Annotated in this window: 16 protein-coding genes; 8 read left to right on the plus strand and 8 right to left on the minus strand. The window is 70.2% G+C overall.

The window, feature by feature from the left end:
• Window positions 1–432: 432 nt before the first annotated feature.
• Entirely contained in the window at window positions 433–1962 is a 1530-nt protein-coding gene (locus tag NI25_RS09285; protein ID WP_061441999.1) for a glycoside hydrolase family 3 protein, read from the plus strand.
• A 188-nt stretch (window positions 1963–2150) separates the two neighbouring features.
• Here the strand turns inward: NI25_RS09285 and hemE are convergent, their stop codons facing one another.
• A complete protein-coding gene (gene hemE / locus NI25_RS09290; protein WP_061442000.1) occupies window positions 2151–3218 on the minus strand; it encodes a uroporphyrinogen decarboxylase in 1068 nt (355 codons plus the stop codon).
• Window positions 3219–3369: 151 nt separating this feature from the next.
• Between hemE and NI25_RS09295 the strand changes: the two genes are divergently transcribed.
• From NI25_RS09295 to NI25_RS09315, 5 genes are all read left to right on the plus strand, one after another.
• Window positions 3370–4113, plus strand: a complete 744-nt coding sequence (locus NI25_RS09295) for a DUF3000 domain-containing protein (RefSeq protein WP_061442001.1) — start codon at window positions 3370–3372, stop codon at window positions 4111–4113.
• 289 nt (window positions 4114–4402) lie between these two features.
• Window positions 4403–5065, plus strand: coding sequence for a response regulator transcription factor (locus tag NI25_RS09300; protein WP_003972894.1), 663 nt, complete (start codon window positions 4403–4405; stop codon window positions 5063–5065).
• A 158-nt stretch (window positions 5066–5223) separates the two neighbouring features.
• Entirely contained in the window at window positions 5224–6510 is a 1287-nt protein-coding gene (locus NI25_RS09305; protein WP_061442002.1) for a ribonuclease D, read from the plus strand.
• A gap of 393 nt (window positions 6511–6903) precedes the next feature.
• Window positions 6904–8121, plus strand: a complete 1218-nt coding sequence (locus NI25_RS09310; RefSeq protein ID WP_061442003.1) for a thiolase family protein — start codon at window positions 6904–6906, stop codon at window positions 8119–8121.
• Window positions 8118–10247, plus strand: coding sequence for a 3-hydroxyacyl-CoA dehydrogenase NAD-binding domain-containing protein (locus tag NI25_RS09315; RefSeq protein WP_061442004.1), 2130 nt, complete (start codon window positions 8118–8120; stop codon window positions 10245–10247). The genes NI25_RS09310 and NI25_RS09315 overlap by 4 nt, the downstream gene beginning before the upstream one ends.
• 71 nt (window positions 10248–10318) lie before the next feature.
• On the opposite strand, the gene NI25_RS09320 is transcribed toward NI25_RS09315, so the two are convergent.
• The 5 genes from NI25_RS09320 to NI25_RS09340 form a co-directional block, all read right to left on the minus strand.
• A complete protein-coding gene (locus NI25_RS09320; RefSeq protein ID WP_061442005.1) occupies window positions 10319–13060 on the minus strand; it encodes a bifunctional glycosyltransferase/CDP-glycerol:glycerophosphate glycerophosphotransferase in 2742 nt (913 codons plus the stop codon).
• A gap of 50 nt (window positions 13061–13110) precedes the next feature.
• Window positions 13111–14586, minus strand: a complete 1476-nt coding sequence (locus NI25_RS09325; RefSeq protein WP_061442006.1) for a glycosyltransferase family 2 protein — start codon at window positions 14584–14586, stop codon at window positions 13111–13113.
• A gap of 21 nt (window positions 14587–14607) precedes the next feature.
• The gene (locus NI25_RS09330) at window positions 14608–17361 is read right to left on the minus strand and encodes a bifunctional glycosyltransferase/CDP-glycerol:glycerophosphate glycerophosphotransferase (protein WP_061442007.1); all 2754 of its coding nucleotides are present in this window, start codon (window positions 17359–17361) and stop codon (window positions 14608–14610) included.
• A complete protein-coding gene (locus NI25_RS09335; RefSeq protein WP_061442008.1) occupies window positions 17358–19148 on the minus strand; it encodes a stealth family protein in 1791 nt (596 codons plus the stop codon). Before NI25_RS09335 ends, NI25_RS09330 begins: the two co-directional genes overlap by 4 nt.
• Before the next feature lie 295 nt (window positions 19149–19443).
• Window positions 19444–20571, minus strand: coding sequence for a hypothetical protein (locus NI25_RS09340; protein WP_078884568.1), 1128 nt, complete (start codon window positions 20569–20571; stop codon window positions 19444–19446).
• Between the two features lie 340 nt (window positions 20572–20911).
• Between NI25_RS09340 and NI25_RS09345 the strand changes: the two genes are divergently transcribed.
• Entirely contained in the window at window positions 20912–22012 is a 1101-nt protein-coding gene (locus tag NI25_RS09345) for an LCP family protein (RefSeq protein ID WP_061442009.1), read from the plus strand.
• A gap of 60 nt (window positions 22013–22072) precedes the next feature.
• Here NI25_RS09345 and NI25_RS09350 read toward each other — a convergent pair whose 3' ends face one another.
• Window positions 22073–23101 (minus strand): hypothetical protein, encoded by a 1029-nt coding sequence (locus tag NI25_RS09350; protein WP_061442010.1) that lies wholly within the window; start codon window positions 23099–23101, stop codon window positions 22073–22075.
• Between the two features lie 93 nt (window positions 23102–23194).
• On the opposite strand from NI25_RS09350, the gene NI25_RS09355 reads away from it, so the two are divergent.
• The gene (locus NI25_RS09355; RefSeq protein ID WP_061442011.1) at window positions 23195–23572 is read left to right on the plus strand and encodes a hypothetical protein; all 378 of its coding nucleotides are present in this window, start codon (window positions 23195–23197) and stop codon (window positions 23570–23572) included.
• A gap of 72 nt (window positions 23573–23644) precedes the next feature.
• Here NI25_RS09355 and NI25_RS09360 read toward each other — a convergent pair whose 3' ends face one another.
• Window positions 23645–25156 (minus strand): amino acid permease, encoded by a 1512-nt coding sequence (locus NI25_RS09360; RefSeq protein WP_061442012.1) that lies wholly within the window; start codon window positions 25154–25156, stop codon window positions 23645–23647.
• Window positions 25157–25214 lie beyond the last annotated feature (58 nt).

A 25214-nucleotide genomic window follows, 5' to 3' on the forward strand; every position in this document is an offset into this window, starting at 1 on the left:
CCCCGTGCGGGCAACGGCGGTGCGTGCGACGGTGGTCGGCCGTCGCACATGAGGTCGGTGGTGGCAGCGGGAGCCCGCTCGCGGCACGGGGCGGGAGCGGGGGGACGGGGCGGCTGGGACGGGTGGTTCCCGGCCCGCGCTCCCGTCCGGAATGGTCGTCTCGTCCGGGGTGGTCGTCACGGAAGTCGTCGCCACGGCAGCGGTCTGCGCAGTCCGGCCGCGGCTGGTGTCCGGCGTGGAAACAGGAGTCACATGAGCCCCTCGCCGAACTTGCGCCTCACAATGGACTAGACCAAGGGAAGGTGTCAACACCCCTTCGGACTAGGCAAGTTGTTACTTCCGAGTTGGCTTCAGGCGCCCTTGACACGTCTGGTTAACCTGAACGCGCACCCCCTTGGTCTATACCAAGAAGCCATCCGAAAGGCGCGGCCGATGTCCTCAAGCAAGCACAGCAGCGCGTTGCGTCGGCTCGCGCTCTCCGTCCTGCAACCGGGTTTCGTGGGCACCGAGGCCCCCGACTGGATCCTGCGCGACATCGGCGACGGGCTGGCCTCCGTCGTCCTCTTCTCCCGCAACATCGTCTCCGCCGAGCAGGTGGCCCGGCTGACCGGCCGGCTCCGCGCCGAGAACCCCGACCTGATCGTCGCGATCGACGAGGAGGCCGGCGACGTCACCCGCATCGAGTCCGCCACCGGCTCGTCCCGGCCGGGCAACTTCGCCCTCGGCACCGTCGACGACGCGGAACTCACCGAGGCCGTGGCCGCCGACCTCGGCCGGCAGCTGCGCGCCGCCGGGGTGAGCCTCGACTACGCGCCGAGCGCGGACGTCAACTCCAACCCGGACAACCCGATCATCGGGGTGCGCTCCTTCGGCTCGGACCCCGACGTGGTCTCCCGCCACACCGCCGCATGGATCCGGGGGCTCCAGTCGTCCGGCGTCGCCGCCTGCGCCAAGCACTTCCCCGGCCACGGGGACGTCGCCGTCGACTCCCACCACGACCTGCCCTCCTACCCGGCCGGGCGTGAGGAGATCGCCGCCCAGGCGCTGCCCCCGTTCCGGGCCGCCGTCGCGGCCGGCGTGCGCGCGGTCATGAGCGGCCACCTGCTGGTCCCGGCCTACGACCCCGACCTCCCGGCCACGCTGAGCCGTCGGATCCTGCACGGCCTGCTGCGCGAGGAGCTGGGCTTCGACGGCCTGGTCGTCAGCGACGCCATCGAGATGGGCGCGGTCACGCGGCGCTACGGCATCGACGGTGCCACGGTGAAGGCCGTCGCCGCCGGGGTGGACGCCGTCTGCGTGGGCGGCGAGAGCGCCGAGGAGGCCACCGTCGCGCTGCTGGTCGAGGCGCTGACCACCGCGGTGACGGGCGGGGAGCTGCCCGAGGAGCGGCTGGCCGGGGCGGCGGACCGGGTACGGGAGTTCGCCCGCTGGTCGGCCGGGCTGCGGGCGGCCGGGGACGCCGGGACCGTCGGGACGACGGCCGGGGACGGCATCGGGCACGTCGCCGCGCGCCGGGCCGTGCGCCTCACCGGCGCCGCGCGGGCCGTCCTGCCGCTGACGGCCGCCCCGCATGTGGTCGAGCTGGCACCGGTGACCAACATGGCCATCGGCAAGGAGACCCCGTGGGGCGTGGCCGGCCCGCTGCGTGACCGGCTGCCCGGTACGACCTCGGTGCGGGTGCGCGGGCAGGAGCTGGAGGAGGGGACGGTGGCGCTGGAGCGCTGCGCGCTCGAACCGGCCGCGGGGCGCCCGCTGGTGATCGTCGCCCGCGACGCGGCCCGGCACGCGTGGATGAGCCGTGCCGTGACCGGCCTGACCGCCGCCCGCCCGGACGCGATCGTCGTGGAGATGGGCCTGCCGGGCACCTCCACCACGGCGGCCGCCCAGATCTTCACCCACGGCGCGAGCGCGGCCTCGGGGGCGGCCGCGGCGGAGGTCCTGACGACGACGTCGGCGGGCTGAGCGGGGGCCGCGCCCAGGAGCCGATCCGGGGCGGCCCGGCATTCCGTCGAGGCGGAGAGACCGAGGGCGAGATCACGCCCCTCGGTCGTCCGCCTCCCCCGCCGTGCTCGCGGTCACCCGTGCCGGCGCACCGCCCGCCCGCAGGCCCGGGCGCGACGCGGGCGAGCCGGCACCCGGGCGTGCGTGCGTCAGCGCGCGGTCTGCGTGTGGACGTACTCCACGAGGCGGGTCAGCGCGTCCGGGTCGGTGGTCGGCAGGACGCCGTGGCCGAGGTTGAAGACGTGGCCCTCCAGGTCCGCCGCCGCGTCCAGGATCTCGCGCGTCTTGCTCTCGACCGCCTCCCGGCCGGCGAAGAGGACGGCCGGGTCCAGGTTGCCCTGGAGCGCCTTGCCGGGGCCGACTCGGCGGGCCGCCTCGTCCAGCGGGACGCGCCAGTCGACGCCGACGACGTCCGCGCCCGCCTCGCCGAGGAGGCCGAGCAGCTCGCCGGTGCCGACACCGAAGTGGATGCGCGGCACGCCGTACCGGGAGACGGCGTCGAAGACCTTGCGGGAGGCGGGCAGCACCGAGCGGCGGTAGTCCGCCGGGGACAGGGCGCCGACCCAGGAGTCGAAGAGCTGGACCGCGCTCGCGCCCGCCTCGATCTGGACCTCGAGGAACGCGGCCGTGATGCCGGCGAGCCGGTCCAGGAGGTCGGCCCACAGCTGCGGGTCGCCGTACATCAGGGCCTTGGTGTGCTCGTGGTTGCGGGACGGGCCGCCCTCCACGAGATAGCTGGCGAGAGTGAACGGCGCGCCGGCGAAGCCGATCAGCGGGGTGGCGCCGAGCTCGCGGGTGAGCAGACCGAAGGCCTCGGTGACGTAGGTGACGTCCTCGGGGGTGAGGTCGCGCAGCCGCGCCAGGTCCGCGCGGGTGCGGATCGGGTCGGCGATGACCGGGCCGACGCCTGGCTTGATGTCGAGGTCGATGCCGATGGCCTTGAGCGGGACCACGATGTCGCTGAAGTAGATCGCCGCGTCCACGCCGTGCCGGCGCACGGGCTGGAGGGTGATCTCGGCGACCAGTTCCGGCCGCATGCAGGACTCGAGCATCGGGATGCCCTCGCGCACCTTCAGGTACTCCGGCAGCGAGCGCCCGGCCTGCCGCATGAACCACACGGGCGTGTGCGGCACCGGCTCACGCCTGCACGCCTTGAGGAACGCGGAGTCGTACGTGGCGGTCGGCGGCTGGCCCGCGGGGCTCTGGTTGGCACTCACACCGGCAAGTCTCGCACGACCCCGCAGCGGCACCGGACCACGGGTGGGGCGGCTCCCGCGCGCCCCCGCGAGGCCGCGTGATCCGGACATCGCGCCCGCACGCGGGTGTCCCTCCCTGCACCGGGCCGCCGTTCCGCTTAATGTTCCCCGCATGGCTGCGGCTCAGGGACGACTGTCGGACGGCGCTGGCGGAATGGACGACGCGAAGGGGACCGAGGAAGAGGCCCGGCACAAAGGGAATCACAACGGAAGTAACGGAAGCAGCGGGAGCAACGGAGGCACCGGTGGTGCCGTGCCCGGCGGGAGTACGGTGCCGCCCGCCTTCACGGCCGCCGTGGAGGCACTGCGGGCCGCTCGGCTGCGGCCGCAGATCGAGGTGGAGGCCACCCGCGCCCCGCAGCGGCTCGCCCCGCACGCCTACGCGCTCGAGGCCGCGGTCGTCGACGGCGACGAGGAGCTGGCGGACGGGCGGCTGGTGCTGCTGCACGAACCGGCCGGCCACGAGGCCTGGCACGGGACCTTCCGGCTGGTGACGCTGGTGCGGGCCGAGCTGGAACCGGAGATGGCGGCGGACCCGCTGCTGCCGGACGTGTGCTGGTCCTGGCTGACCGGCGCGCTCCAGGCGCGCGGGCTGACGTACGGAGAACCCAGCGGCACGGTCACGCGTGCGAGTTCCCACTACTTCGGAGGGCTCTCGGCCCGGCCGTCCGCCTCGCAGATCGAGATCCGTGCGTCCTGGACGCCGCGCGAGTCCCTGGGCGGCGTCCCGGACACCGCGGCGCACCTCTCCTCCTGGTGCGACCTGCTGGCCCAGGTCGCGGGCCTGCCGCCGGCCGCGCCGGGCGACGCCTCCGTCGTGACGCTGCCGCAGCGGCGCGGCCCGCAGTCGCGCTGATCCCGCCAGCCGTCGTTCTTGTTTCCGGGCGTGGGGTCAGCATGCCCGGAGGAGGTTCCGTCACTTTGTCGACACGACCACTTTCGGGCTCGTATCGACAAAGTGTGAAACCGTTCGATCTTCGAATGATCGACAGCGTGTCCGAATTGCTCGGATTGTTACTCACCAGATCGTGATCATTCTCTAAAGGCGGACGCCTTCGGTGCCGAAGACGACTGTGACCTTGAAAGCACGGTTCGTCCCGGCTTCCCCCATGAGCCGGCCCCGTCCCCGCACCCCAGGAGGCCTGGTGTCCGTTCTCCTCGAGCAGCCTGCAAGCCTGGTCGCCTACCGCCCGAACAAGCCGACCGCCATGGTGGTCGTGGCCGACCCGCGCGTCCGTTCCACCGTCACCCGCCACCTGTGGGCGCTCGGTGTGCGCGACGTCATCGAGGCCTCGTCCGTCGCGGAGGCTCGTCCCCGCATCGGCAACCCCCGCGACATCTGCGTCGCCGACGTCCACCTCCCCGACGGCTCCGGCCTGACCCTGCTGTCGGAGACCCGCGCCGCGGGCTGGCCCAACGGGCTCGCCCTGTCCGCCGCCGACGACATCGGCGCCGTGCGCAACGCCCTCGCCGGCGGCGTCAAGGGCTACGTCGTCACCGGCACCCGTACCAACGTCGGGCTCCCCACCCGGCCGGGCGCCGCCCCCATCGGCGCCGCCGCCGCCCGTCTGCACCGCCGTCCCCCGGGCGCCCCGAGCCACCCGGGCGGCTACCGCGAGCTCTCCGGCCGCGAGGTGGAGGTGCTGCGCCTGGTCGCCGAGGGCCAGTCGAACAAGGCGATCGGCGTCTCGATGGGCCTGTCCGCCCTCACCGTCAAGAGCCACCTGGCCCGCATCGCCCGCAAGCTCGGCACCGGCGACCGCGCCGGGATGGTCGCGGTGGCCCTGCGCACGGGGATCATCCACTGACCGCCCCGATCTCCCCGCTCCCCGCTTCCGCCCCGCTCCCCCGACGACGCCCCCGTGAAGCCGATCTTTCACTGACCTGACTGGTTTACGACCCCCCGGCGCCCGCCGACGGAACGTTCCGTCGGCGGGCGCCGTCGATCCACCGATACCCTTGACAGGTGACCGACGCCCACGAAACCGCAGCAGACCGTTCACTGCGAACCACCGGAGGCGCCCCTCCGGACGACGCCGGATCTTCTGTGAGCCGGGCGCCGATCCCCTTGCTCGAACCACGCGAGGGCATTCCGCCGGTGATCGCCGACGCGGAGACCCTCGCCGAGGTGACCGCCGCCTTCGCCGCCGGGAGCGGCCCCGTCGCCGTCGACGCCGAGCGCGCCTCCGGGTACCGCTACGGGCAGCGCGCGTACCTGGTGCAGCTGCGCCGCGAGGGCGCGGGGACGGCGCTGATCGACCCGGTGGCCTGCCCGGACCTGTCCGGCCTCGGCGCGGCGATCGCCGACGCCGAGTGGGTACTGCACGCGGCCACCCAGGACCTGCCGTGCCTGCGGGAAATAGGGATGGTGCCCACCCGCCTCTTCGACACCGAGCTGGCCGGGCGGCTGGCCGGGTTCCCGCGCGTCGGCCTGGGCGCGATGGTGGAGAACGTCCTGGGCTTCGTCCTGGAGAAGGGCCACTCGGCCGTCGACTGGTCGACGCGCCCGCTGCCCGAGCCGTGGCTGCGCTACGCCGCGCTCGACGTGGAGCTGCTGGTCGACCTGCGGGACGCGCTGGAGAAGGAGCTGGACCGGCAGGGCAAGCTGGAGTGGGCCCGGCAGGAGTTCGACGCGATCGCGTCGGCCCCGCCGCCCGAGCCGCGCAAGGATCCGTGGCGCCGTACGTCCGGCATGCACAAGGTGCGCAGGCGCCGGCAGCTCGCCGTGGTGCGGGAGCTGTGGCAGGCCCGGGACCGGATCGCGCAGCGCCGGGACGTCTCCCCCGGCAAGGTGCTCGGTGATGCGGCCATCGTCGAAGCCGCGCTCGCCCTGCCGCCCAACGCACACGCGCTGGCCGCGCTGAACGGGTTCGGGCGGGTCAACCGCCGGCAGCTGGAGCAGTGGCAGTCGTCGGTCGACCGGGCCAGGGCGCTGTCCGAGTCGCAGCTGCCGCAGCCCGGCCAGCCGGTGACGGGCCCCCCGCCGCCGCGGGCCTGGGCCGACAAGGACCCGGCGGCCGCGGCCCGGCTGACCGCGGCACGTGCGGGAGTGACGGCGCTGGCCGAGGTGCTGAACATGCCCCAGGAGAACCTGATCACGCCGGACACCGTGCGCCGGGTCTGCTGGCAGCCGCCCGCGACGATCGACGCCGAGTCGGTGAGCGCGGCCCTCGCCGGACACGGGGCCCGTCCCTGGCAGGTGGAGCAGGTGACGCCGGTCCTGGTGGCGGCGCTGAGCGGGGAGGCGTCGTAGTCGGCGCGCGACGACGGATTCCGGCCGGATCCCGGAGGGGACACCCTTCCGGCCGGATCCCGGAGGGGACACCCGGCCTGACCCCGGAGCGGACGTCCGGGCGGACCGGCCTGATCCCGGAGCGGACGTCCGGGCGGACCGGCCTGATCCCGGAGCGGACGTCCGGGCGGATCCCCGAGCGGACCCGGCCTGATCCCGGAGCGAGCGTCCGGCCGGTCGCCCGACCGGACGTGCCTGAGTGGTGCTCCGCTGGTGTGACGGACGGTGTGACCTTCGCCGCTCCCGCCGGGGGGACTGGGCAGCTACGTTACCCACAAGTAGCATGGGGCTGAGCGCGCGCTCAGTGCATGCGTGCCGCAGCAGTGCCATCCCGCACCCTGGAGGAGAGCCATCGTGCCTCGTACCGTCAGGGACGTCGTCTTCGTCGACGGCGTCCGCACCCCGTTCGGCAAGGCGGGCCCGAAGGGCATCTACCACGAGACCCGCGCCGACGACCTGGTCGTGAAGGCGATCCGGGAGCTGCTGCGCCGCAACCCCGGTCTCGACCCCAAGAAGATCGACGAGGTCGCCGTCGCCGCGACCACTCAGATCGGCGACCAGGGCCTGACCATCGGCCGCACCGCCGGCATCCTGGCGGGCCTGCCCACCTCGGTCCCGGGCTACTCCATCGACCGCATGTGCGCGGGCGCCCTGACCGCCGTCACCACGGTGGCCGGCTCGGTCGCGTTCGGGGCGTACGACGTCGCCATCGCGGGCGGTGTCGAGCACATGGGCCGCCACCCGATGGGCGAGGGCGTCGACCCGAACCCGCGGTTCGTCAGCGAGAAGCTGGTCGACGAGTCCGCCCTGTTCATGGGCATGACGGCGGAGAACCTGCACGACCGCTACCCGTCGATCACCAAGCAGCGCGCCGACGAGTACGCCGTGCGCTCGCAGGAGAAGGCCGCCAAGGCGTACGCCAACGGCCAGATCCAGGCCGACCTGGTGCCGATCTCGGTGCGCCGCACCAACGAGGAGGCCGGCGAGACGGGCTGGGGCCTGGTCACGGCCGACGAGCCGATGCGCCCCGGCACCACGCTGGAGAACCTGGCCGGCCTGAAGACGCCGTTCCGCGTGCACGGCCGGGTCACCGCGGGCAACGCGGCCGGTCTGAACGACGGCGCGACCGCCTCCCTGATCGCGAGCGAGGACTTCGCCCGCGAGAACGACCTGCCGGTCAAGATGCGCCTTGTCTCCTACGCCTTCGCGGGCGTCGAGCCGGAGGTCATGGGCTACGGCCCGATCCCGGCCACGGAGAAGGCCCTGGCCCAGGCCGGGCTGTCGATCTCCGACATCGGCCTGTTCGAGATCAACGAGGCCTTCGCCGTCCAGGTCCTCGCGTTCCTGGAGCACTACGGCATCGCCGATGACGACGCCCGCGTCAACCAGTACGGCGGCGCCATCGCCTTCGGCCACCCGCTGGCCTCCTCCGGCGTCCGCCTGATGACGCAGCTGGCCCGCCAGTTCGAGGAGCAGCCGAACGTCCGCTACGGCCTGACCACCATGTGCGTCGGCTTCGGCATGGGCGCGACGGTCATCTGGGAGAACCCGCACTTCGAGGGGGACAAGTGAGCACCACCGCAGAGCTGCTGAAGGGTGCGGCCGAGCTGTTCCCCGGCGAGGTCGTCACGAGCGCCCACGTGCGCCACTTCGACCTCCCCCTGGGAGCCGGCCGCTTCGCCCTCATCACCCTGGACAACGGCCACGACCACACCAAGCCGACCACGCTCGGCCCGCAGTCGCTGGCGAACATCGACGCCGCCCTCGACCAGGTCGAGAAGGAGGCCGCGGACGGCGACATCGTCGGCGTCGGCGTCACCGGCAAGCCGTTCATCTTCGCGGTCGGCGCCGACCTCAAGGGCGTCGAGCTGCTCAAGCGGCACGAGGACGCGCTGGCCATCGGCAAGGGCGGCCACGACGTCCTCAAGCGCCTGGCGAACCTCGCGGTGCCGTCCTTCGCGTACTACAACGGCGCCTCCATGGGCGGCGGCGTGGAGATCGGCCTGCACTGCACCTACCGCACGGTGTCGGCGGCCCTCCCGGCCTTCTCCCTCCCCGAGGTCTTCCTCGGCCTGGTCCCCGGCTGGGGCGGCTGCACCCTGCTGCCGAACCTGATCGGCGCCGACAAGGCCGTCTCGGTCATCATCGAGAACAGCCTCAACCAGAACAAGCAGCTCAAGGGCAAGCAGGTCTTCGAGCTCGGCATCGCCGACGCGATCTTCGAGGGCGCGGACTTCCTGGAGCAGTCGCTGCTGTGGACGGCGTCCGTCCTCAAGGGCGAGATCACCGTCGAGCGTCCGCTGATCGACCGCGGCGAGGCCTGGGACCAGGCCGTCGCCAGGGGCCGCTTCATCGCCGACGGCAAGGTGCACGGCGCCGCCCCGGCCGCCTACCGCGCCCTGGACATCATCGCCGCCGCCAAGAACGGCGACCTCCAGCAGGGCTACGACGCCGAGGACCAGGCCCTCGCCGACCTCATCATGGGCGGCGAACTGCGCTCCGGCATCTACGCCTTCAACCTGGTGCAGAAGCGCGGCAAGCGCCCCGCGGGCGCCCCGGACAAGTCGCTGGCCCGCCCGGTGACGAAGGTGGGCGTGGTGGGCGCCGGCCTGATGGCCAGCCAGCTCGCGCTGCTCTTCCTGCGCCGCCTGGAGGTCCCGGTCGTCCTCACGGACATCGACCAGGAGCGCGTCGACAAGGGTGTGGGCTACGTCCACGCCGAGATCGACAAGCTGCTCGGCAAGGGCCGCATCAACCAGGACAAGGCGAACCGCCTCAAGGCCCTGGTCACCGGTGTCCTGGACAAGGCCGAGGGTTTCGCGGACGCGGACTTCATCATCGAGGCCGTGTTCGAGGAGATGGGCGTCAAGCAGAAGGTGTTCGCGGAGGTCGAGGCGGTCGCCCCGGCGCACGCCATCCTCGCCACGAACACCTCCTCCCTCTCCGTCTCGGAGATGGCGTCGAAGCTGAAGCACCCCGAGCGGGTCGTCGGCTTCCACTTCTTCAACCCGGTCGCGATCCTCCCGCTGCTGGAGATCGTCCGCGGCGAGCAGACCGACGACGCCTCGCTGGCCACGGCGTTCGGCGTCGCCAAGAAGCTGAAGAAGACCGCGGTCCTGGTCAAGGACGCCCCGGCGTTCGTCGTGAACCGCATCCTGACCCGCTTCATGGGCGAGATCCAGAACGTCATCGACGAGGGCACGCCGGTCGCGGTGGCGGAGAAGGCGGTCGAGCCGCTCGGCCTGCCGATGTCCCCGCTGGTCCTCCTCGAGCTGGTCGGCCCGGCCATCGGCCTGCACGTCTCGGAGACCCTCAACCGGGCCTTCCCGGAGCGCTTCACGGTCTCCCCGAACCTGAAGGCCGTCGTCGAGGCGGGCAAGCGCGGTTTCTACGTCTACGACAGCGGCAAGCCCGAGCTGGACCCGGAGGTCGCCGCGCTGCTGAAGCAGGGCGACACCGTCCTCACCGAGGACCAGGTCCGCGACCGCGTCCTGGACGCGGTGGCCCAGGAGATCGGCCTGATGCTCGACGAGGGCGTCGTCGCCGAGGCCCAGGACATCGACCTCTGCCTGATCACCGGCGCCGGCTGGCCCTTCCACCTGGGCGGCATCACGCCGTACCTGGACCGCGAGGGCGTCGCCGAGCGGGTGAACGGGAAGCGGTTCCTGGCGCAGGGCGTGGCCAGCGTTCCGGCGTAGGCGCGCTGCTCGCAGCATGAAAGTGGCCCCCGCCCGAGGCGGGGGCCACTTTCGCCTGCCGCGCGCCGGGTTTACCCGTCCGACGCTGCGAGCTCGGCGATCGCGGCCGTTGCGCGGGCACAGTTGTTGCGGTCCTCGAAGGCGAAGAAGGCACGCGCCCGGTAGTCGTACTCCGGCTCGCGTACGCATCCGTTGCTGAGGTAGCGGATCACTTCGGTCACCACTTCCTCCACGTTGCCGCACACCGGCCCGAACCCGTCGTACGCGGCTTCGAAGTACCCCTTCCTGGCGTGCTTCGCCCAGTACTCGTCCGGGTCGAACCGGGCGTAGACCAGCGGTGTGCCGAGGTAGGCCATGTCGAAGTGGACCGAGGACCAGTCGGTGATGAACAGGTCGCACTGGCGCAGGGCCGTCTGGACACTGACTTTCGTCTGGTCCAGGCGCTGTACGCGTGGGTGGTCCGGCACCACTCCGTCGATCATGTTCCGCATCTCGTAGTGCGGAAGGAAGTCGAGCACGTAGTCGTAGTGCTCCAGCGCCTCCATCAGCTTGGGGTGGCGCAGCAGCTGCACCATGAACTCCCGGTAGGTCGACTCCCGGAAGATCTCGTCTACCGCGTCCCGGTCGGCACCGTCCTGCTGGAGGTAGGACGGGATCGTCAGGTACTTGCGCCAGGTGGGCATCAGCAGGACACGCCGACGGCCGCGGTCCGGCTGCAGGGCGTCGAAGCGCGGAAAGCCCAGCGCCTTGGCCTGGTCACCGTAGTGCATGTGCTCGGAGAAGTACTGGGCCTCCCGGTCACTGGTCGCGAACACCAGGTCCACGCCTGTCCGGTTGCGGTGCAGTGCCTTGCTGCCGTCCTCGTCGGTGACGCCGTGCTGGAGGAAGACCCGCCGGGCCCCGATACGCCAGTTGAGGTGCTTGAGGTACTTCGTGCGGTCCCAGCCGTCGGGAAGCATGTACGAGTCGATGTCGTAGGCGTTGATGAGCAGCGACGCGTGCAGCATGAGGAGCTTGTGCTTCCAGGAGCTGTGCGCCACCACGTTCCCGAGGCCCTTCAGCTTGGCCCGGTCCGCGCTGCCCTTGTCGATGACGTAGTAGGCCTTGCGGCGGCGCTCGTGCTTACGCAGATAGGTGAACAGATGCAGACTGTTGTCCTGTGCGGTGTCCTTGCGCTCGCCGATCAGCCAGATTTCCTTGTGGCGGAAGAACCTCAGTGTGGCCCGCCGGATGGCGCGGGCCCGCCAGAAGGGTGCCTTGCGCTTCTTCTGGTCACGGTCCAGCCCCTCGAGGAACTCTTCCCAGTCCTTGTCCCCGTCCCGGCCCCGCGCTTCGCGTACGACCAGGACGGCGTTGTCCTTGCCCCTGGACTGCGGAAGGACCCAGCGGTCCGCAACCTTCATGGGACGGGCGCCGCGCAACATCGCCGTGGTGGTCATGCACGGCCGCGAGACGTCACGGCCGGTGGTGCAGAACACCAGCTTCAACGGGAACTCGCCGTCCGAGAGGGCGCTGGCCGGCACGATCGCCTCGAACCCGCCCCAGGCGAGGTCGTCACGGGTGGCCAGCAGATCGCTGCGCCAGACCTGCTTCGCGGGCACCATCTGCCCGCTCTTCTCCACCCACAGTTGCAGTCGATTGCGCATGGGGCGCCCCATGGGGAGTCCGTTGAGGACAAACCGGCCGGCGACGAGGATTCCGCCGGATCCCTGGTCGGCCTGGATCCGTTCCACGTGCACGCTCGTGGAGGAGATCTTCGTCAGCGGAAGCAGCGCGCTCGGTACCGCGACATCGAGGTAGAGGTCCCCTCCCCGTCCGTATACGCCGGTGATCGCCTGCTCCGGGCGGGCGAAGAGTTCGTACCAGTTCATGTACATCGCGAGGAACGGCACCCGGTGGCGGGCGTCGTGGGTGGATCCCAGGACCGCGTCGGGTGTCACCAGCGTGTAGACCGCGCGGGCCCGCTGGAACAGCTGATACAGCTCTTCTTCGGACAGGACCTGCGGCGCGCGCAGGGCGAAGCCCTGGTAGCTGCGCACCAAGAACCGGTTGAGGACCTCCTGCCGGTGCCCCGAGAGGCGGGAGCGCAGGCTCATCAGGTACTCCTCCAGAAGGAGGTGGTCCCAGTAGTTCGCCGTGCGTTCCCAGAGCTTGTCCATCGTGGAGTCTTCGGCCGCGCGCTTGCGGTACTTGTAGACCGTGTTCGGGACCATCGCGATGCGGTCCGCGAGCAGCATGGCGGGAACCGAGAAGAAGGCGTCCTCGAAGTGCACGCCCTCGCGGAACCGGATGTTGTTGGCGCGGATGAACTCGAGGTCGAAGAGCTTGTGGCAGGCGCTTCCGCCGTGGATCATCTCCGGGATGTTCTCGATCCCGGGATGCACTTGCACCTGCTTGCCGAAGTAGCGGAGCCAGGGCCAGTTGGTCTCCTCCGGAAACGTCTCCATGCGTCCGATGGTGAGCGGCACCCGCTCCTTGACGGCGGTCCGCCACATGTTTTCCAGGGCGTCCTCGGGCAGTACGTCGTCGGAGTCGCAGAAGGTGATGTAGCGGGCGCTGACCAGATCCATGCCCGCGTTCCTGGCCCCGCCGGCCTTCCCCTCCGCGTGCACGAACGCCCATACGTTGGGGTGCCGGGCGGCGAACTCCGCGGCGATCGCGGCCGAGCTGTCGCTGCTGCCGTTGTCGACCAGTACCACCTGGCACCGGTCGAAGATCGTCTGTCGGGCCAGCGAGTCCAGGCACTCCGGGAGATATCTCTCCACGTTGAAGATAGGGACGACGACGGCGACGGCGTAGAGGGGTTCGAACACGAATGACTCCTGTTTTCTGACGAATACCCCATTTCTGGAGCGGACGCTGATCAGTGCTGGGCTGCCTCGATCACCAGTTGGGCGCTCCCGCCCTCGGAGGTGATCCGCGCGAGGCCGTGGAATCCGTTGACGGGCGGGTGCTGGCTCAGGGCCGGGGAGACGGTGCAGGGGCGCGAGACGTCCCTGCCGCGGGTGCACACCACCAGCCGCACGGGGAAGGAGCCGGCGGAGAACTGCCGCGGGTCGACGGTGACGCTGAAGACGGCCCCCGCCTGGTCCGGCCGGTCGTGGGTCTGCCCGTGGTTCACTGCCGGAAGCGTCTTGCCGCTGCGTTCGAACCAGACCTGGAGTTCCAGCTTGGCCAGCAGTTCGTCGGGGATTCCGTTGACCGAGAACCGGCCGTGGATCACCGCGGTCCCACCGTCACCCGCGGAGACTCCCTCGATCCGCGCCGGAACGGACGTGACTTTCGTCAGGGGCAGTCCCCAGGACGTCCCCGGATAGTCGATGTAGAGATCTCCCTCACGACCGAAGACCGGGCCGAGGACGGCAGCCGGACGGTAGAAGAGGTCGAAGTCCCCGAAGTGCAGAGCGAGATAGGGCAACCGGTGCCGGGTGTCGTGCGTGCTGCGGGCGAACTGCTCCGAGGTGATGCCCCAGTAGAGCGCGCGGCAGCGCTCGAAGAGCTGGCGGCAGTCGGCCTCGCCGAAGACCCGAGGCGCTCTCAGCAGGAAACCCTGCATGCTGCGGACGAGGAAGCGCTCCAGCGTTTCCTGCTCGTACGGCGTCAGCGTCTGCCGCATGGCCGCGAGGTATTCCAGCATCAGCAAGTGGTCGGCGTAGTTCTGCGGAAGGTCCCAGATGGTGTCCATGACGGAAGTGCCGTCACCGCGCCTGCGGTATTCGTAGACGGGAGCGTCGACCATCGCGATGCGTTCCGAAAGCAGCAGCGCGGGCAGCGAGACATAGGCGTCCTCGAAAGCGGTGCCCGTGCCGAACCGGATGCCCTGGGAGCGCAGCAGGTCGAGGTCGAAGATCTTGTTCCAGCAGGACGCCGAGTGGATCAGGTCCGGGATGTCGACGACGCTGCTCACGGTCTTGACGTTCTTGCCGAAGTACTTGTGCCACGGTGCCTTGACCGGCTTCGGAACGTGCTTCTCCCGGCCCACGACGACCGTGGCCCTGGTCTTGACGATGGTGTTCCGGAGCACTTCCAGGGACCGTTCGGGCACGATGTCATCCGCGTCCCAGAAGACGATGTACGGCGTCGTGGCCATGTCCATGCCCATGTTGCGTGCGTCTCCGGCCCGCCCCTCTGGCTGGGACACCAGGTCGACGTTCGGGTGGCGAGCGGCGAACTCGCTCGCGATCGCCACCGACTGGTCGCTGCTGCCGTTGTCGACGAGGATCACATGGGCACGCGCCAGGGCCGTCTGCGCGGCCACCGACTCCAGAAACGCACCCAAGTAGTTCTGCACGTCGCGGAACGGCACGACGACCGTCACGTCACGGTTGGCGTGGGACATACTTCCTCCTGGAACACCACATCAATGATTCGACCCCCGAACGAGGCGATCGATCGCTGCCGAGGCCCTCACATTGTTCTGCTGGTCCCGGTACTCGTAGAACTTCTCGACCCGCCGCAGGTACTCGGGTTCTCTCGCACAGCCTCCCGACATGTAGCGGACCACTTCGCCGACGACCTCTTCGACGGATTCACAGACCGGCCCGAAGCCGTCCCGGCGGGCATCGAAATACCCCTTCTGGTAATGCCCGTCCCAGTACTCTTCGGCGTCGAATTGCGCGTAGACCAGAGGAGTTCCCAGGTACGCGATGTCGAACGCCGTGGACGACCAGTCCGTGACGAAGAGGTCACAACTCCGCATGGCCTCCTGCACGCTGACCTTGTTCTGGTCGATGATTCGGATTCGCTCTCGTTCCGGCACCATCTCCCCGACCATCGCACGCATTTCGTAGTGCGGCAGGAATTCCAGCGTGTAGTCGTACCGGTCCAGGGCGGCCAGCAACTCCGGGTCGTTCAGGAAGCGGACCATGAATTCCCGGTAGCCGGAGGCGAGGAAGCGGTCGCGCGCGGCTTGTCGCGCTTCGCGGCCACCGCCGTCACGGCTGTACGAGGCGACGGTCAGGTAGGCGCGCCACGTCGGCATGAACAGGACCGTGCGACTGCCGCGACCGGAAGCCAGCGCGTCGAAGCGGGGAAAACCGCTGACCTCGACCTGTCCCTCGTAGCCGAGTTCCTCCGACAGGAACCGCCCCTCCTCCCGGCTCACCGCGAGGATGAGGTCGACGCCGGTGCGGTTGCGGTGCAGACCCTTGCTGACGTCCTTGTCCGTGACTCCGTGCTGCAGGAAGACCCGGCGGGCACCCACGCGCCAATTCAGGTGCTTGAGGTACCGGGTCCGGTCCCAGCCGTCGGGCAGCATGTAGGTGTCGATGTCATAGGCGTTGACCAGCGCTGAGACGTGCAGCATCAGCAGCTTGTGCTTCCAGGAACTGTGCGCCACGACGTGCCCGAGTCCCGCCAGGCGGGCTCGGTCCGGACTGCCGGCCCGGATGACGTAGTACGCTCCGCGCCGTTTCTCCGAAGTGCGCAGGTGCCGGAACAGGTGCCAACCGTTGTCCTGCGCGGTGTCACCACGTTCGCCCAACAGCCAGACGTCCCGCCCCAGGAACAGTGACTTCAGGGGCTTGGTGAGCAGCCGGATCAGGCGCTGTTTCCAGAAAGGCCGACGGCGAAGGACATGTTTCGCGTCCTTGGCGAGGAGGCCGCCCAGGACGGCCCGCCTGCCGGGCCTGCGCGCCGTGCCCAACACCATGAGAATCGCCTGATTCTTGCCCTTCCAGTGCGGCACCACTCGCATGCCGTCGTGCTCGACGACGCGGGCCCCGCGCAGGTAGCCCGCGGCGACGCGACACGGCGTGACGGCCTGCCCGCCTTCGCCGTCGATGACGAGCTCGAGGTCGTGGACGCCCGGCCGCAGGGCGTCGAGGGACAGGTCGGCCGTGAAGCCGCCCCACTCCGTGTCGGGGCGTGTGTTCCTCAAGTCCCGTCGGCGGACCTGCGCGGCGGGAACGCTGAGGCGACTGCCCCGTACGCGCAGGCTCAGGTGCCCCGCCAGGGGTCGGGTCATGGGCAGGCCGCCCACCTCGAACCGTCCGGCGACCCTCAGCGTTCCGGTACCCGGCACCTTGCGGACGTGCTCGAGGTGGGCGGTGAAGGGCGTGGCCCGTGCCAACGGGGAGAGCTGGTCCGGAAGGTCACCGAAGAGGTACGGGACGCCGTCGCGCACGGAGAGCTTGTTCAGTCTGGCCGCCCGGTCCGCGAACAGACCGAAGTCGCCCGTGAGGAAGGCGAGGTAGGCCACCCGGTGACGCGCGTCGGCGGTGGCCCTCACGACGAGCTCGGGCGCGACGTCCCAGTAGACGGCGCGGCAGCGCGAGTAGATGTCCTCCAGCTCGGTGCCCCGGAAGAGGTCGGGAGCCCGCAGCGCGAAGCCCTGGTAGCTGCGCACCAGAAAGAGGTCGAGGACGGCCCGCGAAAGGGTCGGGAGGCCCGAGCGCATGCGATGCAGATACTCCACCAGTTGGAGGTGGTCCCAGTAGTTCTGCCGCCGTGTCCAGATCGCGTCCATGGTCGAGTTGCCCGCGGCGCGCTTGCGGTACCGGTAGACGCACTCGTCGACGAGAGCGAGGCGGGTGGCGAGGACGAGCGCGGCGACTCCGACGTAGGCGTCCTCGAAGTGGACACCCTCAGCGAAGCGGATGCCGTGCGAGCGCAGGAAGGAGAGATCGAAGAGTTTGTTGCAGGCACTCGCGCTGTGCACCAGCTCGGGCATCTCCGCGACGCTGGCGAACGTCTTGTCGCCCTGCCCGAAGTACCCTTTCCAGGCCCAGTTGGTGGGCTTGGGAAACGTCTCCATCATGCCCACCACGACCTGGGCGCCGGTCCTCCTGGCGGCTTCCAGCATGCGTTCCAGTGCTGTGGGCGGCAGTACGTCGTCGGAGTCGCAGAAGGTGATGCGGCCACCGGTCGCCCGGTCCATCCCGATATTCCGGGCCGCTCCCGCGCCCCCGCCACGGCGTACCAACACCGTCACGTTGGCGTGCCGGCGGGCGAACTCGGCGCAGAGCCGGTAGGAACCGTCCGTGCTCCCGTTGTCGACGAGCAGGATCTCGCAGCGCTGGAACACCGTCTGCGCAGCGATGGACTCCAGGCACTCCTGGAGGTACTGCTCCACGTTGTACACCGGCACGACCAACGTGACGTCATAGGCACTCATATGCGGTGGGACTCGCTCGCGGGCTCGATGGCGTTCTGACGGTCCGCGACCTCATACGGACTGGGCACCGGGAAATAGGCTTCAAGGAAACGATTCAGCATGTTTCGCTGGGCTTCCGGGTCAGCCGCGTCGACCGTGTCGTTGAGACAGAAGGTGTCCATGTTCCGGTTGGCGAGGAGCGTATTGAGGCGCCGCTCGGCCAGTTCTGCCGAGAGGTCGATGTACCGGTACTGGATCTCCCCCAACGTGGCACGTGCCGAGTGGTACGCGAAATAGTGGTGCAGCGACGAGGCGATCGGCACGTCACCGGGGGAGCGGAAACGCGAATGCTGAGTGACGGCATGCTCCTCGGCGAAGGTCTCCTCGATCTCCTGGAGCACGCTTCGGCGGAGCGCATGCGGCGTGTGCTTCATCTTCTGCGAGATGGCGGTACCGAACTTCTGCGCAATGAGCCACCGACTGTTTTTCCCTGCGGCATTTACCGGGAGGTCGTCCGGGGACGGGGCACCGCCCGGTATCAAAGCGGGCGAGGTGAAGAACTTGGTGATGCCGTTCGGATGGAAGAAGTGGGCGGGCGTGACCGGACGACCGAAGAACACGTCGTCGTTCAGGTAAAGAAAGCACTCCGAGAGCCCCGGAATATGGTGCAGCTGGCTCTCGATGGCGTGGGAGTTGAACGTCGGCAGCGCGGTGGCCTCGGAGAAAATGTCCCGGTGGTCCACCACTCGGAGGTTCGCGTGATGCCTCTGCAGCCAGGACGGTGTCTGCCCGGCTGTCACGAGGTAGATGTTGCGCACCCACGGCGCGTTCTGATGGAGCGATCGCAGGGAGTAACGCAGTTCGTCGCGGCTGGTGAACCGGGAATCGTTCGCCGCCTGCTCGTGCAGCCGGTCCGCACCCAACCCCTGGCGCGCGCGATCGCGCGACGCTCGCCACACCGGGTCCGAGTCGTCCACCCAGGTGTAGACGACGTCGATGGGAAACTGGTGGTCCTCGGGGAGCGGGACGGCGAACTCAGCCAGCGTCCGGGCCTCCCCTGTGCGGTAGGCGGGAGGTATGGGGCTGAAGAGGCTCTGCGGCGCCGACTTGCGAACTGCACCCGTGGGAACCGCGTCGATGACACGGTTGGGGCGCGGGGCGTGCAACTCCCCGTCCCGCTCCGTCCACATCTCGATGTCGCAGCCGCTGGCCGCCCCGAAGACCAGTTGCTGGGTCGGGTCGCACACGTACCAGGCGACCCGCAGCACCTTGTGGTTGCGCAACTGCCGCCACGAGCGCTCCTCGTCGCCGGGTTCCATGCGGCTCTCGCTGCCCGCGGCCGGCCCCACGTAGCCCGGAGCCTCCGCGAAGGCCAACTGAAGCATTTCCTCCACCAGCGGGCGGGACGCGGCGGGAACGGCGACGGCGGGGAGTCCGCTGCTCGTACCCCGTACGCAGAAGTAGTCGATGCCCGCAGATTCCAGAACGGAGACCACGATGTGGAGATTGCGGGCGCGGGCCGCCCAGTCCGTCGCTCCTTCGACAAGGAGGGCACGCATGTGGCGCCGACCGACACGGACCACTCGCCGGGTGTGCGCCGGACTGTGCCGAGGGGCGTTGCGCTTGCCTCCCATCGCCCAGACCACCGCTGCCGAGCGCACGGAGTCCGCGGCGGTGAGCGACGACTTCACTGCCCGGCGGACCGGGTTCGGTACCCCACGGACGATGCGCCGCCTCGCGCCGGTCGGAACCGCAGACCGGTACGCCGAGATCAGCGCTCCGGCTTCAGGGTTGTCCGAGCCACCCACGAGGCATCCACCATCCGTACCCAGCAGCTCTGCCCTCCAAGGATCTCCACACCTCGATGTGTGGGCGCCTTGGACTAGAAGAAGCACGCATTTCCAGACAAGGGGGCTCGTACCCCCGATTCGACTGCGATCGCCGCACACCGGCAATCCACCAAACTTTCACATAAGAGTTTCCTAAAAGTCCAGATCAAGACAGCTGGCAGACAGCTTGTGACGCGTGACGATCACCACACGCAACAGATACAACCATTTGCGACTCTGGACTTTCAGCGCGATGTGCTGTAATGACGCGCTGTCAGCTCTCCGGCAGACGATCCCAGTCGGACAGGGTGAGCCCGGGTTCCGGCCGCTGCCTGTTCACCAGGACGGCGCCGTCCGCGCGGACCGTCGCCACGACGATCCGGCCATGCCCGTCCAGCGCCAGCGCCGGGGTGCCGACACAGGTCACCCCGGTGTCGGTCCACCACAGACCACCGGACTCCGCGCCGGTACCGCACACACCGAGCACGGCTGTTCCGGTACGTCCCTGGTGGGCCAGGACAGTGCAGTCGTAACCGTCGAAGGGGGTGCGGAGCGCGGCATGGGGCCCCTCCCCCGGAGCACCGCCCGCGGGAAATGCCCACTCGCCGGGCCGCTGCGCGTAGACACCCGTGCCGCTCCGCTCGGACCAGTAAGCGGTGAACACACCGGGAGAGGTCTCGAGGAGCGCCGTCGATCCGGGTGCGGGAGCGGGCGTCAGGTCCTGGGCCCGGCGCAGATCCGCCCCAGGTTCCGTCTGAACCCAGCGCATGACCGAGCGGTGCCCCGGCGCGAGGACCTCGACCAGGCCGGCTGAGTTCGCCGCAGCGCTCAGACCGCCGGCGACCGCGCCACCGCGCAGGTCCTTCCAGGCCTCCCAGGCGCCGCTCCTGGCTTCACGCCGCAGCATGACCCCGCCGGGGCCGCCAGAGACGAACACGTAAACCGTGCCCTGTCCGTCGACGGCAGCGGTCGGCGCGCCGACTGTCGCCGCGCCCCTCGGGTCGCGGTACGGGTTGCCGAGGGAACGCCAGTCGCCCAACGTCCGCCCCGACTGGTACTGCACGGCGTAGACCAGGTCGACCTTCGTCCCGTCCCCGCCCAGCCGCTCCCTGCGCCCGAGGAAGTGCACGTACCGGTTGGCTCCTTGGACCACGGCGAGATCGGTCAGGCCCTCGACGGGAAAGAAGTCCGGCCCACTCCAGTGGCCACTGCCGACCCCGGTCTCGGTCCAGCGGCGGACACCGCCGCCGGCAAGCGCGTAGACGCTGAGGCGGTCGTCGTTCCCACGCAGCAGCCAAGAACCCGTGGCCGCCGCCGACACGGACACGCGCTGGGGCCGCACCTCGGCAGCGACACCGGATCGGGACCCCCGGTCCACCGCCTGCGCACCTCTGCCGCGCATGTGTGCCGCCCCTTCCTACGCCGGGCCTGGTGTCCACAGATGACTCCAGAATTCGCCACATCATACGCACGCCCGAACAGGTGTCCCAGTGCTCCGGCGGCAGTGCACCAGCCTCGGACAAGGGCTCGGGCAACGCGCGCCGGAGCGGCGGAGACGCGTCGAGACCGGCCGCTCCGGCATGCGCGCGGGGGTACACAACCGGGCACATCGCTCGTACACGTACTCGACCGCATGTCTATAGTTCATTGCCAACCAAGCGTCAGCCGAGCAGCACCGACCCGGCCCCTCACGGGAGCGGCCGCTGCCCTTGCCCTCTGGGCACGAGTTGCGAGGACCCGCCGTGAGCCACGACCTGAGCACCCCTGTGCCGCCTGCCCGTCATTCACCGCCCGACGGGCGCGGGAGCCGTAGAGCCGTGAAAAAGAAGCGCCGCACAGGCCGGAACATCCTGATCGGCCTCGCCGTACTCGTCGTCGCCGCCGGTGGCACCGCCTACTGGCTCTACAGCGACCTCAACGGCAACATCAACGGCGTCGACATCGACGAGGCCATCGGCAAGGACCGCCCGGAGAAACTGCCCACCTCCGGGCAGAACATCCTGATCCTCGGCTCCGACTCACGCGCCGGCGACAACGCAGAGCTGAACACCGGCAAGGTCGCGGGGGCCCGTTCGGACACAGCGCTGGTGATGCACATCCCGGAGGGGCGCAAGGAGGCCGTCGCCGTCAGCATTCCGCGGGACACCCTGGTGACCCGGCCCGAGTGCACCAAGCCGGACGGCACCGAGGTGGGCTCTGCCGAGCGTGTGATGTTCAACTCGGTTTACTCACAGGTCGGGCCGGCCTGCGTGGTCAAGACGGTGGAGAAGATGTCCGGGGTCCGCATGGACCACTACGTGGAGATCGACTTCGCGGGCTTCAAGGACCTGGTGGACGCGATAGGCGGCGTCACCGTCACCGTCGACCAGGACATTCACGACAAGTCCAGCGGGCTCGACCTGACCGCCGGCACCCACAAGCTGAACGGGACGGATTCACTGGCCTTCGTGCGTACGCGGCACGGCGTCGGTGACGGCAGCGACCTCGGCCGAATCGGCCTCCAGCAGGAGTTCATGATCGCCCTGCTGAGCGAGATCAAGAAGCAGGACCTGCTGGGCAGCCCGACCAAGACGTACAAGATCGCCGACACGCTCACCGCGGCCCTGACCACTGACTCCGAACTCGCCTCGCTCACCGCCCTGGCGGACTTCGGCCGCAGCCTGAACGGGGTCGACCCGTCCACCATGGAGACGATCATGCTCCCGGTGGCGTACGACAAGATCGACCCGAACCGGGTGGTGGCAGCCGAGCCGCAGGCGTCCACGCTGTGGAAGGCGATCCGCAGCGACGACGAGATCCCGGAGTCGGCGAAGAAGTCCCCTGCGGGCGGCAAGACCTCCTGACGCGTCACCCCCGGGGCGCACCCCGCGGATTCTCCTCCAGGGCGCGCCGGTGCGGTCGCCTCAGACCCCCTCCCAAGCCCCCAGCGCCAACCCCGCCTCGTCCCTCCGTCGGCTCAGCAGCAGCTGTCCGCTCGACGGGGACAGGGACGCCGCCACCAGGCGGCCGTCGGCGTCCAGGGTCAGGGAGACGGTCGCGTCGGGGGGCAGGGCGGGGCCCGACTCGGTCCAGGTCGCGCCCATCTCCTCCAGTTCCGAGGGGTACGCGGCGAAGGCGACGCGGCCGCTGCCCGTCGCGCGCTGGGCGAGCAGCGTGCAGTCGTGGCCGTCTATGACGGTGCGGACGGCGGACACGGGGCCGGGGCCCGCGGCGGGTGCCAGGGGTACGGGCTTGCCGCCGGGGCGCCAGGCGCACAGCTCACCGGTGCCGGCGTCGGTGTAGAAGACCGTGGTGTGCTCCGCGGAGGTCGCCAGGGCGCGCAGGGTGCCCGGGCGGACCGCCGCGTCGATGCGCTCCCCCAGGACCGGACGCGCGCCCGGCTTGTCCTGGCGCCAGTGCAGGATGCCGCCCTCGACGGGCGCGTACGCCTCGACCAGGCCGGAGTCGGCCGTCACGGCGGTCGGCGACTCCTGGACGCCGCGGCCCTTCAGGTCCCGCCAGGGCTCCCAGCCGCCCTTCTCCTGCTGGGCCACCATGCTCAGGCCGCCGCCCCCGTTGCGGACGAAGACGTGGGCGCGGCCCTGGGCGTCGACCGCGACGGCGGGGGTCCCGGTGCGGTCGCCCTGCTTGTTGGGGTGGCCGGCGGGCTGCCAGTCCAGGGGCGCGAGCAGCGGCCGGAAGTGCGTGGTGTGCACGAGGGTGCAGCGGCCGGCGCCGGTGGAGCGCCAGGCGGCCAGGTGGGTGTAGCCGTCCGGCCCCCGGCCGACGGCGAGGCCGCCGTCCGGGCGCAGTTCCTGGTCGCCGCCGATGCGGCGCGGGGCCTCCCAGCGCCCGGCCGGGGCACGTTCGGCGCGCCACAGGGCGGCGTCGTTCGACGGGAGGTAGACACTGAGGCGGCCGTCTCGGCCGGTAAGAAGCCAGTCGCCATTCACCGGATCACTCTAAGCGGGGCCGTGGGCTCCGCGTCGGTCGGGTACGGCCGTCACCGTGCCCAGGGGGCGACGGGGCCGTGCGAACCTGGCGGGATGGAAGACGACGTGCCTGTGCTCGTGATCGTCGACGCCGCGAACGTCGTCGGCTCGGTGCCCGACGGCTGGTGGCGGGACCGGCGTGGGGCGGCGGAGCGGTTGCGGGACCGGCTGGCGGCGGACGGGGTGCCGGGGCGGGCGGGGCCGGTGGAGGTCGTGCTCGTGGTCGAGGGCGCGGCCCGCGGGGTGGAGTCCGTGCCCGGCGTACGGGTCGAGTCGGCGCCCGGCAGCGGGGACGACCACATGGTCGGGCTGGTCGCGCGGGCGGCGGGCGAGCGCGCCGTCCTGGTGGTGACCGCCGACCGTGAACTGCGCCGCCGGGTGACGGAGCTGGGGGCGGAGGTGGCGGGGCCGAGGACGGTGCGGCCCGGGTGAGGGCCGGCCGCGTACGGCGCAGGGGCCACGCACTCGCGTGAGTACGTGGCCCCGGCCCGGTGAGACGACGGGCTACGGGCCGTTCGGCGCGGACGGCTCCGCCGGGGCCTCCTCGCCGCGGCCCAGGCGGCTGTGGGTGCGGCCGTAGAGGAAGTACACGACGAATCCGATCGCCATCCAGATGCCGAACCGGACCCAGGTCTCGGCCGGCAGGTTCAGCATCAGCCACAGGGACGCGGCCACGGAGACGATGGGCAGCAGCGGGACCAGCGGGGTGCGGAAGGCGCGGGGCAGGTCGGGCCGGGTCTTGCGCAGGATGATGACGCTGATCGCGACGACCACGAAGGCGAAGAGCGTACCGATGTTCACCAGCTCGGCCAGCTCGCTGAGGCTGGTGAAGCCGGCGACGATCGCGATGACGACGCCGAGCAGGATGGTCGGCCGGTAGGGGGTGCGGAACTTCGGGTGGACGTGGGAGAAGAAGCGCGGCAGCAGTCCGTCGCGGCTCATCGCGAAGAAGACCCGGCTCTGGCCGAGGAGCAGGATCATGCAGACCGTGGTCAGGCCGACCGCGGCGCCGAAGCTGATGACGCCCGAGAAGAAGGGGTGTCCGGTGGCCTTGAACGCGTCGGCCAGCGGGGCGTCCACCGAGAGCTTGGTGTAGTGCTGCATGCCGGTGACGACGATGGAGACGCCGACGTACAGGAGGGTGCAGATGATCAGGGAGCCGAGGATGCCGCGCGGCATGTCGCGCTGCGGGTTCCTGGTCTCCTCGGCGGCGGTCGCGACGATGTCGAAGCCGATGAAGGCGAAGAAGACGACCGAGGCGGCCGTGAAGATGCCCATCACGCCGAAGTTGGACGGCGCCCATCCGAACATCAGCTGGATGAGGGGTGAGTGCAGCCCCCCGCCCGCCTCGACGGGCTGCGACTCGGGGATGAAGGGGTCGTAGTTGGCGCCCTTGATGAAGAAGGCCCCGGCGATGATCACGATGAGGACGACCGCCACCTTGATGGCGACGACGAGCGAGGTGATGCGTGCCGACAGCTTCATGCCGAGCACGAGGATGGCGGTGAGCACCAGGACCAGCGCGGCGGCGAGGATGTCGAAGCCGAAGCCCTCGGCGCCGTCCCTGCCGCCCAGCTCGGCGGGCATGTGCCAGCCCGCGTTGTCCATCAGTGAGCGGATGTAGCCCGACCAGCCGACGGCGACCACCGCCGTGCCGAGCGCGAACTCCAGGACCAGGTCCCAGCCGATGATCCAGGCGGGCAGTTCGCCCAGGGAGGCGTAGGAGAAGGTGTACGCGGAGCCGGCCACGGGGACGGTGGAGGCGAACTCGGCGTAGCACAGCGCGGCGAGCGCGCAGACGACGCCGGCGACGACGAACGCCAGAGCCGTGGCGGGGCCGGCGTTGTCCTTGGCGACGGTGCCGGTCAGCACGAAGATGCCGGTGCCGATGACGACGCCGATACCGAAGACGGTCAGGTCCAGTGCCGACAGGGATTTCTTGAGCGCGTGCTCCGGTTCCTCCGTGTCCTGGATGGACTGCTCGATCTTCTTGGTCCTGAAGAGGGTGTTGCTCACGGGGACCTCCCACGCTTGTCGTCCTCGACATGATCGAGAGGGGGCGTACTGCGTATGC

It is taken from the genome of Streptomyces sp. CCM_MD2014 (genome assembly GCF_000772045.1).
In the GTDB taxonomy this organism is placed as follows: domain Bacteria; phylum Actinomycetota; class Actinomycetes; order Streptomycetales; family Streptomycetaceae; genus Streptomyces; species Streptomyces salinarius.